This is a genomic window from Paenibacillus sp. JNUCC32 (assembly GCF_014863545.1).
Classification (GTDB): domain Bacteria; phylum Bacillota; class Bacilli; order Paenibacillales; family Paenibacillaceae; genus Paenibacillus_AQ; species Paenibacillus_AQ lautus_A.
The window spans coordinates 5,011,470-5,022,537 of record NZ_CP062260.1 but is presented as its reverse complement, the minus strand read 5'-3'; the positions used below and the strand labels follow the sequence as shown (position 1 = coordinate 5,022,537).

Here is an 11,068-nt window from a genome sequence, read left to right as displayed (position 1 = left end):
ATTCATGGCATGAATCACCGTTCATGAGGGCTATGAGCATAAGCTTCACTCCCAACTTGATAGAGGGAGAAGGTGTTATATTAAGTAGGAATGTTCAAGAGTATCCATAATCCATGTAGGAGGAGGGATGTCATGCTGGTTGTTATTACTTTGCTGCAGCTCATCATGATCGGCATTTTGCTGAACATCAACAGCAAGCTGAAACCGCGCGATTATATTGCTGACGCGATGGAGAGGGACCGCCGAATCCGGGAGGAGCGGGAGAAGAAGCAGCAAATGGAGCAATGGTCCCACGAGTCAAGCGCAGGCAGCAGGGATCATTCATGACCTGAATCTTTTATATGACTAACGAAAAATCCCGGACTTGCCATAAAGGAAGAAGTCCGGGATATCTGCGCCCTAATAGTCATCTTGTATAACGTGCGCATTGATCCCTGTACGCACGGAGCGTGGCCGGGGCATGCTTGGAGGGCTGACGGCCCTCACTTCATGTTGCAAGCCAATTACAGTATACGGCACTCGCCATCGACCATCACTCGATCCAATTCCACAGCCGCACTTCCCCGACCCGCAGATCGTGGACCCAGGATACCTCGCGCAAGGTCAGCAGCTCTTTAACAGGGCCGGTAATGACGGCACCATAGAGGCGAACGCCGTTCTGTTCCACGTAAGCTACGGAAGCGTCCACGTCAATGAAGGGAGCCACCCGTTCGGCAATCAGGTCATACTCCTGCAGAAGCCGCAGCGATTTGAGGAAGTGCTCATTCCGCAGCTCCCCGTCCCCGTAGGTGTCTACAGAAGGGTACTGTCCGCCGCTGAGGGTGGTCTTGCTAAACCATCCGGTTTTTTGCTCCTGATAAGAGGTCACTGTCAAATCGTCATGATGCCAGACGGGATAAGAAGGAAAGCCGACAGGATGAGAGATTACGCCGTCTCCGTCGCCGAATCGATCATCCGGCCCGGTATCGACGGCAAACCAGACGGCCTCCATATTCCGGTTCTCGAACTGCTTCAGCAGTTCGTCGGTCGTGAAGAAACGGTTAAACGATACATAAGCCTCGGCCACGGTGCCTTCGGGAAGCTTTTCAAGCCTGGACCAATCACCGCTCTTTGCAGAGGAGGTGCTAGCGTTCTGCTCATTTGACTGTTCGTTGGGTTCTTCTTGATTCGCGGAAGAAGTCTCCGCAGAGCTATCCGGCCGGTAGAAAATCTGGGATGAACCCGAGCTGCCATTCTTCCAATCCGTATCGACGGAGGGCAGTCCGAACAGGAAGTTGACGGTGTATTCGCCGACGGTCACGCGTTCACTCCCGACTTGCTTGACCATATCCCCGTACATTTCCTGCATGAAGAAGGCTTTACCCTGACTGCTTAGCGGGACATCGATATTAGGTTTCGAGATCGAGATGGCGGAAGCGATGGCATCCCGATATTTATCGTTACGGCTGGGATCGCCGACCCCGTAAAACAGCGCCGTAATGATCGAGCTGATGACGAATATCGCCAGAAACGCCGATATCACCGTCAACGTATTGGAGATTCGGGCCCGCCATTTGCCCCGGCGAATGATTCGCTTTTCTTTCTTGGGCGAGAGGCCGGTCTGACCGTCAGCGGCATGCGGGGGTCCGGCATCGCTCGAACGCTCGTTATCCATCATCTCGTTCACGTAAGCCTGGTATTCCTCCAGCTTCTCCATTTCCCGTTCGACTTCGTTTTTTTCCTCGTCATTCAGCTTGCCATCCGCATAGTCCTTCAGCCGCTGCTTGAATTCTTCGCTCATAAATTCCCGTCCTTTCGTTTCATGTCCCGCAGCCGCTGCCTGGCCCGAAATAACGTGATCTTGATATGGGATAAGGTGATGCCCATAATATCCGCCGCCTCCTGGTAGGTGAATTGATGAAAATCGACCAGGAGTACCGCTTGCCGCTGCTTCTCCGGAATATCGGCCAGCATCCGTCCGATTTCTCTGTGGACTTCTTGCTGGAGCAGGATGTTCTCGGGCGTATTCCGGTCTATCATCTGATCGAAAAATTCTGCGTCCCGGACGATGCTGCGGCTCGCCTTGCGCTGATAGTCCACGTAAGCGTTATGGGCAACCCGAAACAGCCATGGCTTGATTCGTTCTTCCTTCCAATCCTCGAGATACAAATAAGCCCGGTAAAAGGTTTCCTGCACCAGGTCCTCGGCCGTATGGTGATCGTAAGAGAGGGAGTACAAGTAACGATACACGTCTTTCACGTAATATTGATAAATCGATTCCAGACTGTTCAGTTTCATGTCCTCCCCTCTATGTAACACACGTATAACCAGGGCATAAAGTTACAGTTAGGCTGTGAAAAAATGACACGGGGCTTTTACCCGTAAATCGCTAAAGCAAAGGCAAAAGCCCGCCAAATGAGCGGGCTTCCGATAGCATATGAAGGGCTGCATAGAGAAGGAGGCTGCCGTAAACGGTGGGGCTCACGACGCCTCTGCAGATTCGGACATCACTGGCTGTTCTTGTTGATGTAGGCCGTAAGCAATTTGTACTGCTTGCTGTCTTTTTCGGCATAGTCCAGCGCCGTCTTTCCGGAAGCGTCTTGAAGGGAGGCATCTGCCTTGTGCTGGTTCAGCAGCTTGTCGATGTAGAAGTCATTCTTGTGGATGACCGCCAGATGAAGCGGGGTCTGACCTTCGAAATTCGGCAGGTTGTAATCAAGCTCGCCGGCTTGGCCGTCCATCTGTACAAACGGGGCGTAAAGGGAAGAATCGCCGTCTAGAATCAAATAATGCAGCAGCCCGTTGCCGGTGGCTTCATCTTGCGAATACAGCCTCGCTTCACCTGCAGCGATAACGATATAAATCTTTTGCATATTCAATTCGCCGTTGACTTCGATCAGCTTGCCGAGGTTTTTCACCAAATGACGCTCGTGAGCAGGCGCTCCTTCGGACTCGGAAGGCGCAGTCGGGCCGACCGGGATCGCCTCTCCATTCGAGGATTGGGGAAAAATTCCGATTCCCTCGGGACCGACGGAGCCGACTCGGTACCCAAGCGCTTCCGAGAAGTCCCGCACGGGGACATACAGCTTGTTCTGTATGACTACCGGAGAATCCGACAGCCGGGCTTCCGATCCGTTGACCACAATTTTGGATTGGGATGGAAATGCCTTCAGATAAACGGCGGCACCAACGGCCGTACCGGCTGTCAGCGCCACGCCGACGATCGCGCCGAGTGCAAAAGCAGGAACAGAAGAGAAACGTTTTTTCATAATATCCTCCCATGATCGCATATGGACTTTTACTCCATTATATACCAATGCGGCGTTATCTCCATTGAATATCCGGATCCAATAGGACGATTCTCTGCTCATCGACAGCCTTTTTCAGCAGATCTTCCTTCAGCTGCTTCGTACTGGTTATGACGTCAGGCTGGTTTGTCTTCATTTCCGTCGTCCGTTTATTCATGAAACGTTCGATCGATAGCATGTCCCGATATTCCGGCGGGGAGTAATCTTCCCAGTACTGATCTTCGCTGATGCCCATCGCATCCAGCATGCGCAAGTGCTGCTCTTGCACTTGTCGCGGCTGGCGCTCGAGCGTTTCCCGAAGCTGCCTTGCCCTCTGAGCCCCATCCTCCAGGCTTGCCGCAACGCCCTCTTCGTCAGCCAGCTGAAGCATCAATTCCTTTGCTGCCATTTCTCTAAGGAGCGCGGAGTCATCAGGTAGGGGGGTGTCACTCTTAGTGAGGTTATCCTTGTAGGCGGTTAAATGTGTATGCGTGATGTAGGTGGCGCCGACTTGAATCAGCGCCTGACCGTTCATGCTGTCGTTCATGTTGTCGTTCATGCGGTGCTTCCCGCCTGAGCGATGGGAAGCATCGGTAAAGTACAGGATGGTGCTTATCGTCAGGACGCTTGCTATGGCGATGCTAAGGATGGCGATGAATTTACGGTTTAATTTCATGCAGTCATTCCTCCTGGCATGAAGGTATGGAAGCTTCGATACTAATATAGACGTTTTATCAATCTGAAAGGTTCAACAAAAATATGAAAAAAACGCCTGAAAGCACAACATCAAAGTGCTTTCAGGCGCAGGCGGCCACCGTGATCGGACCGGCTTCGGGAGCGATGCTTATTTGCGAAGCAGGCGAGTCTTATGCGCGTAAATGATCGCTTTGTCCGCGAGAAATGCCGCGTAGAGCAGCAGGAAGACCGCATAGGGAAATCCGGTGCCGTCCAGGCTCGGCACGAGCCATTCGGCGGCAATAAAATACAGCAGCGTCAGCAGCACCGGTAGCTGCCGCTTCAGACGGTATTTCCAGACGGACCAGATGATGCCGGCGACCCCGGCAAACAGCATGACCAGACGGACTGCATCCAACGCGGATTGCACGATTTTTCTTGCTTCCTCGTTTCCGATGGCAGCCGCATATTTGGAGGTGCGGCCCGCAAATATGCTTCGGAACAGATGAACCAACGGATTGCCCTCGATGTATCTGGATTCCAGCCACAGCGCGGCGAGATTCCACGGACCGGACATATACCTCAATTTATTGAACAGCGGGATGTTCAGCCACCATGGAGACAAGATGAGCAGGTATCCCGCGCTAATGAGAAGGATCCCCCCGGTTACGATCTTGACCGGACTGCGGTATTTGATCCAGAAGGCAATGAACAATACAGGATACAGCAGCGCCTGGAGATTGTAGCAGGCCATAAGCGCCGTAAGCGCGCCGGCAGCCGCGTACCATCCCGCCTGCTTCAATTCAAGCGCTCCGATGATGGCGCAGACAAGAAGAAGCATCAAAGTCTGCATGGTCGTATCCGGCAGGATCAGGCGAACGGCGCCATAAGCCGGCCAGAATAGCGCATAAATCATGCAAGAGAGAAAAGCGATCCGCGTATTGAACATGTAGCGGGACAGCACAAACACCAAGTAGACGGAAAATGCATGAAAGAAGCATTGGAGCAGCTGATAGCCGATCAGGGCAGCTTCCATGCTTCCGAATATGGCGGTAAGTCCGGCAATCATAAGCGGCACACCGGGCATGACGCTGGTGGCATGCTCTTCCAGGTCTCTACCGGGGTGGCTGATCATGGCCGCACTTTGGATATACCGTTCTTCGATCACGCTGCTGATGCTGGGGGAACGTTCATGAAGACCGGTCAGCACCAGCAAACATGACATCACCAGAACCGCTGCTATCAGTACCAACAGCATCCTTCGCTGCACACGGTTTAAAGTCCATATGGAAAACAAAGGGTCCACTCCACTCTTTATATAATCTCTAGGGTTTAGTTCAGAATACATACCCTTCTATATTAAAGAAAAAACGGGGAAATAAAAAGGCTCCGCCAAAACGGAGCCCATAAGTTCAAGTTACGCTGCAGTGATAAGGCCAGTCCCATTTTTAAAAGCCGCTGTGATACTTATCGTCGCTGGATGAACGCTTCTTCGACGTGCCATCCCGCTGCTTTTCTTCCTGGCGCTCCAGCCTGGCGTCTTCCATCGGAATCGGGTCCACATGCTGCTCGCTCTCGAATTTGTCGAACAGGCTTTCTTGTTCCGTCGGATATTGTTCAGGGTGATCCATGTTGCCGGGACCATTGTGAAGCGGAAGATCCTTTTTCTTGTCAGCCACCGATCTCACCTCATTTAACGTTGTGATACTACCTTTATACCTTATTTGAGGAAGTATCAAACATCCCAAGAGATGAGAAAGGCAGAGGGGAGGTGGTCTTTAAGAGGTCTCCAGGCCGGCTGCAGGCTGCTGCTGCGCTTCGGCTTTGAGCCTTAAATAACGAATAAACAGCTCGACGAGCTCCGGATCGAACTGCGTGCCCGAGCAACGGAGCAGCTCTTCAATCCCTTCCTCGAAGGTTTTCGTTTTCTGGTAAGGCCGTTCGGTCGTCATCGCGTCGAAGGAATCGATAATGGTCAGCATCCGGCACAGCTTGGGGATTTGGCTGCCCTTGAAGCCGTGAGGATAGCCGCCGCCGTCATACCGTTCATGATGCAGTTCGATGTAAGGAACCAGTTCCTTGAACTTCTCGTTCGTTTCCGCGATGCGCTTGCCCCAGCTGACATGCCGTTTGACGGTTTCCCATTCGCCGGCTGTCAGCTTGTCCCGTTTATTCAAGATTCCCCAAGGAATCTCCAGCTTGCCGATATCGTGAATGAGTGCCCCGAGCACAAAATTGCGGCGCTCCACGCTGTCAAGTCCAAGCACTTCGCTGATGTCCATGGCGTAGCGGAAGACCCGTTTGGAGTGCTTGAACGTATCCACGTCTTTATACAGGAACAGCTTCAGCTGCTGCTCGATGTCGCGGACGTCCTCCGCAAAGTCGATCTCGGATTCCTTTTCGGCGCCGCTTCCATATACATGCACGTTGTTTTTGCCCTGCTTCTTGGCATAATACAGCGCTTGGTCGGCAAGCTCGACAAGCTGCGACTTGTCATGAATATCAATCCGGTACGAGGCAACGCCGGCAGAGAAGGAGAGACAGCCGGACGGAAAAATCTCGACGCCGTCGAAATAGGTATCGTTCAGCTTTTTGCGGAGCCTGTTAATGAAGGAACGTGCCCTATGGTCATCATAACCCGGCATCAGGATCGTGAATTCCTCGCCGCCGAAGCGGGAGGCCACCACCTCGGCCGTTTCGGATTCCACCTTGAGGTAATTGCCGAGAAATCCGAGCAGCATGTCGCCTTTCAGGTGTCCGAATTGATCATTGTATTTTTTGAAATCATCGATATCGATCATGGCCAGCGACAACGGCGTTTCATTGGTTTTGGCCTTCTTGATTTCGTCTTCCAGCAAATTTTCGAAATAGCTGTGGTTGTATAATCCGGTTCGTTGATCCTTGATGGCTTTCTCTTGTACCTGTTTATACATCGTGAAGAGCTGCTTGAAGGAATAGGACAGCATCACGCTGAGACCTATAAACAGGGTCAGCCCGAAAACGCCGTTATGTACGATGAGTATGGAGAGAACCAGCGAAAGAATGAGCGTGCTGAGGTAAACAAGCAGTGTATCTTTCATGAAGGTTTTCAAAATATCATATAACGATCCCTTGTATAACAGGTAATAGTAGAAGCCGACAAGGAATACGTTGATAACAAAATAAACAACCAACGCTGCAACATACGCACCAAATTGATCATTGTGAATAGGGCCTGCTTGTCCGCCCGCCATTTTGAAAATGAAGGAGGACCCGACAATCATCACGGTATACACGGAGAAATTAACAAAATGCTTCCAGAAGGGGATTTTTCTGTCGTAAAGCGCCATGGCAAGGGAGACGAACAGGATGACGGACAGCGCAAACGGTGCTCCATAGATAAAGATGCATGCCAGGTAAACAGAGGAATCCATGGACTGTAAATTACCCTCTGGCGGCAGCTGGAAGGTGAAGTAGTTTAAGATGAGGGCGGCGCCTAACATCGCATAGACCCATACCCACTGGGAAGGAGTATATTGGAAGATTTCCCCTTGATGCACCAGCAGGAAGGTGGAACAGCCCAGAAGAGAAAGAAAAACAAAATACAGCTGTCCCGCAAAGCCTTGAGAGAACCTAGGACGCTTAAATATGGACATAAATGATTTCTCCTCAATAAAATCAATGGTGTATTCTCCACATTTTAAGGTATATTGCGATGCAAAACAACGAAAAAGATGTAAAAAAACAGGCTGAATTTTCCAGCCTGTTTCTTATGGAAGTCGATTATCCGAATCTGTAACCGGAAGTCAGAGCGACAACAACAGAAGCAACGATGATGGCATTCAATACGATGCGGGAATACTTGATTTTATCAGTTTTCTTCACAGTTCTCCCTCCTTTCCAGGTGGTATGATGTATGATCAATTTTGTGGTTCAACACGTTCATTGGTATCGGATTTCGGTCCTAATGCTTGCACGTTGGCGGTATTCTTCCCCACGGTCATCAGGTTGAAAATGTAGAGAAAGATGCCGACGTTCATGATGATATCTCCGATACTGATCACCTGTGTTCTTGGATACGGCGGGGATAACGGTATAATGTCACCCAGGAACGGAAGGCGGGTAGAAGCGTCCATCAGATAATGCTTGGTGATAACGGTGCTGTTGCTCAGCATGTCCACGTAATAAGGATCCAGAACGGAAGCGGCGCTCATCGATACGGGCATTCTGCCGCCGTTAACCGCCATGACGAGGAAATTGAGAAAGACGCCGGCCAAGATGCTGCCAAAGCCCTTCTGGTCCCGGTTCATCCAAAGGAAGATCATGCCGGCGACGTAGATGAACATAAACACGTAGCTGCTTGCGGATGCCAGCCAGTCGGAATTCGCTTGAAAACGGAATATGAGCAGCTGTACGATCAGGAGAATTGGGAAGATGAGGCCGCCCTTCAGGCGGATCTTGCTGAATTGCTGCAGTCCGTGACGGAAACCGCCGCGTATCAGTCCGACAATTAACCCTAGTATAATGCCGTCAAATACCATGATAGAGTTCCTACTTTCATAGTTCGTTATCTCTGTAATAAGATAGTTCGACAGCGAATTGGTAATTCCTGCAACAATAATCAAAATTTATGGAAAAATTTCGGAGGGGAGTAAAAAGCTTGTCCCATCCTGTATAAATCTTATGATTCATGTACATTATAACAGATCAAAAGGATAAATCTTCCTACTTTTTTCGTGTTTCTGTTGCAGAAAGGAGCAAATTCGCCAACTTTACATACCTACGGGGGGTATAGTAAAGTGATAATGTACGACATTTTACGATAGGAGGGCGACAGCATGAAACAAGTGACATTGACGGTGGAAGGCATGTCCTGCAATCATTGCGTAAACTCGGTGGAAGGCGCGCTGAAAAGTGCGGGAGCTTCTGGCAAAGTCGATCTTGCATCCAACACGGTAGCCGTCGAATACGACGAAACCAAAGTCAGCCTTGACGCATTGAAGGAAGCGATTGAAGAGCAGGGCTACGATATCGTGTCTTAACGACAGACTTCCTGCCATATTCCCTAGCCGCGAACTTTGGCTGAAATAAGAGCCGGCTGCTGAAGGCGATCGACAGCATGCCGGCTTTTTTGCGCTGCGGTTGCAGGCAATCAAGCTTGCACTGCCCAAGCCGAAGTTTCATAATAAATGGAGCGATTCTTAAGAGCCTAAGGAGTGGATACCCGATGAATGACACGATTTCACTGCTGATGAACCATCGATCGATTCGTAAATATTCGGATCGGCCCGTGTCCGAGGAACAGCTGAGGGCTGTCGTGGCAGCAGGCCAGATGGCATCTACCTCAAGCAACGTCCAGGCATACAGCGTGATTGCCGTGACCTCACCAGAGAAAAAGCAGCGGTTGGCCGCTTTGGCGGGCAATCAGGCGTATATCGTGGAATGCCCGGTATTTCTGGTATGGTGCGCGGACCTGTATCGTTTGAAAAAAAGCGCAGAGGCGCATGTGGCGGATCAAGAGACGTACGAAGATTCGACCGAGAATTTCATCGTGGCCACGGTGGATGCCGCTTTGGCTGCGCAGAATGCCGCGATCGCGGCGGAATCGCTCGGTCTTGGCATTGTGTATATCGGCGGAGTCCGCAACTCCATTGCGGAGTTCTCCGAGGCATTGGAGCTCCCGGATTTGGTTTATCCGGTATTCGGCATGTGCCTCGGGTACCCGGATCAGGAGCCGGGGCTGCGTCCCCGGCTTCCGGTGGAGGCTGTCCTGCACCGTGACAGCTATGATCCGGCGGCCCTGGAAGAAGTGAAGAGCTACGACCGAATCTCTTCCGATTATTTGTCCAAACGCACCCATGGCAAGAACAGCGCTCCTTGGTCGGAGCTTATGGCCAAACGACTGGCGGAGCCGGTCAGGCTGCACATGAAGGACTTCCTAAAGGGGAAGGGGTTTATGGGGTGTTAGACATGAGTAGAGAGAGGAGCGGGTACGTCGCTCTCATAAAGCAATAGAGAGGGCTGGTACCGCTGCTCTCTTGGGAATACTCCAAAGGCTCGCTGTACATCGCGCGGACTGCTCCCTGTGCGCACGGTGCGTGGCCCGGGGCATGCTTGTACAGCTCCGGCTCTAGGAACCACGCTTGGCCGCGAAAGCGAGGCCCGACTGGCTTCGGATCGGTGGCGTTGGCGACGAAGTGCTCTCTGTGCACATGGTGCGTGGTCGGGGGCGTGCTTGTACGGTCCAGCTCTAGGAACTACGCTTGGCCGCGAAAGCGAGGCCCGACTGGCTTCGGATCGGTGGCGTGGGCGACGCAGTGCTCCGAAAAGTTTGCCGTAGCTTCAGAAGCTGCAAGCCGGAACGAGTTACGGACGGCAGCAGCAGTATCTAGTGGAACTCAGATCCGGATAGCAGTATCGGACCTCAGATCCGTTATTTTCATTATGGGCTCGTGTTTGCCGGATCTATCGGACACATGATCCGTTAAGCAGCGAATAATCCGAAAAATGAGAGCCTAATTCGGTGAATAGCGGACCTCATGTCCGCCAATATTCGAAAAATGGCGCTTTTGATCAAAATAAGGTCCGCTGAGTCCGCTAATGTGCAGCTATTTTGTACATCGTGCTCCGTGCTCCCTGTGAACACGATGCGTGGTTCGGGGCATGCTTGGATGGCTGGTCGGCGCTAAGCCTGAACGTAAGTCACGACACAGGAAGTGTGCAGCAATAGGGCGACGCTTGAGCGCAAGTACAACACAGAAGGCGTAACGCAATAAGGCGACGGTTGAACGTAAGTCACAACACGCTAAGCGTGGCCGCAATGTACGACTCCTGAACGTAAGCACAACACAGGAAGCGTGCCACAATGTACAACGCCTGAACGTAAGTCGCAACACAGGAAACGTGGCGCAATGTACGACGCCTGAACGTAAGTCGCAACACGGGAAGCGTGGCGCAACGTACAACGCTTGAGAGTAAGTCACAACACAGGAAGCGTGGCGCAACGTACGACGCCTGAACGTAAGTCGCAACACAGGAAACGTGGCGCAATGTACGACGCTTGAACGTAAGTCGCAACACGGGAAGCGTGGCGTAATGTACAACGCCTGAACGTAAGTCACAACACGGGAAACGTGGCGCAATGTACG

Annotated in this window: 11 protein-coding genes; 3 read left to right on the top strand and 8 right to left on the bottom strand. The window is 51.7% G+C overall.

The genetic code is table 11. The annotated features are described in order from the left end of the window. Positions 1-132: 132 nt before the first annotated feature. The gene (locus JNUCC32_RS22275) at positions 133-327 is read left to right on the top strand and encodes a hypothetical protein (protein ID WP_192569870.1); all 195 of its coding nucleotides are present in this window, start codon (positions 133-135) and stop codon (positions 325-327) included. A gap of 205 nt (positions 328-532) precedes the next feature. Here the strand turns inward: JNUCC32_RS22275 and JNUCC32_RS22270 are convergent, their stop codons facing one another. The 8 genes from JNUCC32_RS22270 to JNUCC32_RS22235 all read right to left on the bottom strand — a co-directional run bounded on the left by JNUCC32_RS22270 (position 533) and on the right by JNUCC32_RS22235 (position 8,461). Beyond that, on the bottom strand, positions 533-1,780 hold the full coding sequence (locus tag JNUCC32_RS22270; protein ID WP_192569869.1) for an anti-sigma factor: 1,248 nt from the start codon (positions 1,778-1,780) through the stop codon (positions 533-535). Next, positions 1,777-2,277 (bottom strand): sigma-70 family RNA polymerase sigma factor, encoded by a 501-nt coding sequence (locus JNUCC32_RS22265; RefSeq protein WP_192569868.1) that lies wholly within the window; start codon positions 2,275-2,277, stop codon positions 1,777-1,779. The genes JNUCC32_RS22270 and JNUCC32_RS22265 overlap by 4 nt, the downstream gene beginning before the upstream one ends. A gap of 209 nt (positions 2,278-2,486) precedes the next feature. After that, positions 2,487-3,248: a stalk domain-containing protein gene (locus JNUCC32_RS22260; protein ID WP_192569867.1), complete on the bottom strand. Its 762-nt coding sequence runs from the start codon at positions 3,246-3,248 to the stop codon at positions 2,487-2,489. A 55-nt stretch (positions 3,249-3,303) separates the two neighbouring features. Further along, positions 3,304-3,942, bottom strand: coding sequence for a phage tail tape measure protein (locus JNUCC32_RS22255; protein ID WP_192569866.1), 639 nt, complete (start codon positions 3,940-3,942; stop codon positions 3,304-3,306). A gap of 168 nt (positions 3,943-4,110) precedes the next feature. After that, positions 4,111-5,199 (bottom strand): ArnT family glycosyltransferase, encoded by a 1,089-nt coding sequence (locus JNUCC32_RS22250; protein WP_228469014.1) that lies wholly within the window; start codon positions 5,197-5,199, stop codon positions 4,111-4,113. Positions 5,200-5,389: 190 nt separating this feature from the next. Further along, entirely contained in the window at positions 5,390-5,620 is a 231-nt protein-coding gene (locus JNUCC32_RS22245) for a hypothetical protein (protein ID WP_009594140.1), read from the bottom strand. A gap of 99 nt (positions 5,621-5,719) precedes the next feature. After that, entirely contained in the window at positions 5,720-7,576 is a 1,857-nt protein-coding gene (locus JNUCC32_RS22240) for a bifunctional diguanylate cyclase/phosphohydrolase (protein ID WP_096774673.1), read from the bottom strand. A 264-nt stretch (positions 7,577-7,840) separates the two neighbouring features. Continuing rightward, positions 7,841-8,461: a DUF5317 domain-containing protein gene (locus tag JNUCC32_RS22235; protein WP_009594161.1), complete on the bottom strand. Its 621-nt coding sequence runs from the start codon at positions 8,459-8,461 to the stop codon at positions 7,841-7,843. Positions 8,462-8,758: 297 nt separating this feature from the next. Here JNUCC32_RS22235 and JNUCC32_RS22230 point away from each other — a divergent pair, with 297 nt between their 5' ends. Then, the gene (locus tag JNUCC32_RS22230; RefSeq protein WP_009594149.1) at positions 8,759-8,962 is read left to right on the top strand and encodes a cation transporter; all 204 of its coding nucleotides are present in this window, start codon (positions 8,759-8,761) and stop codon (positions 8,960-8,962) included. A gap of 185 nt (positions 8,963-9,147) precedes the next feature. Further along, positions 9,148-9,888 carry an oxygen-insensitive NADPH nitroreductase gene (nfsA, locus tag JNUCC32_RS22225; protein ID WP_192569864.1) on the top strand — a complete coding sequence of 247 codons (741 nt, stop codon included), beginning with the start codon at positions 9,148-9,150 and terminating at the stop codon, positions 9,886-9,888. Positions 9,889-11,068: the final 1,180 nt, after the last annotated feature.

Excerpts from the sequence above, each read along its gene's own strand:
- JNUCC32_RS22275 (WP_192569870.1), top strand. The coding sequence starts at position 133 with ATGCTGGTTGTTATTACTTTGCTGCAGCTCATCATGATCGGCATTTTG.
- JNUCC32_RS22270 (WP_192569869.1), bottom strand. The coding sequence starts at position 1,780 with ATGAGCGAAGAATTCAAGCAGCGGCTGAAGGACTATGCGGATGGCAAG.
- JNUCC32_RS22265 (WP_192569868.1), bottom strand. The coding sequence starts at position 2,277 with ATGAAACTGAACAGTCTGGAATCGATTTATCAATATTACGTGAAAGAC.
- JNUCC32_RS22260 (WP_192569867.1), bottom strand. The coding sequence starts at position 3,248 with ATGAAAAAACGTTTCTCTTCTGTTCCTGCTTTTGCACTCGGCGCGATC.
- JNUCC32_RS22255 (WP_192569866.1), bottom strand. The coding sequence starts at position 3,942 with ATGAAATTAAACCGTAAATTCATCGCCATCCTTAGCATCGCCATAGCA.
- JNUCC32_RS22250 (WP_228469014.1), bottom strand. The coding sequence starts at position 5,199 with ATGCTGTTGGTACTGATAGCAGCGGTTCTGGTGATGTCATGTTTGCTG.
- JNUCC32_RS22240 (WP_096774673.1), bottom strand. The coding sequence starts at position 7,576 with ATGTCCATATTTAAGCGTCCTAGGTTCTCTCAAGGCTTTGCGGGACAG.
- JNUCC32_RS22235 (WP_009594161.1), bottom strand. The coding sequence starts at position 8,461 with ATGGTATTTGACGGCATTATACTAGGGTTAATTGTCGGACTGATACGC.
- JNUCC32_RS22230 (WP_009594149.1), top strand. The coding sequence starts at position 8,759 with ATGAAACAAGTGACATTGACGGTGGAAGGCATGTCCTGCAATCATTGC.
- nfsA (WP_192569864.1), top strand. The coding sequence starts at position 9,148 with ATGAATGACACGATTTCACTGCTGATGAACCATCGATCGATTCGTAAA.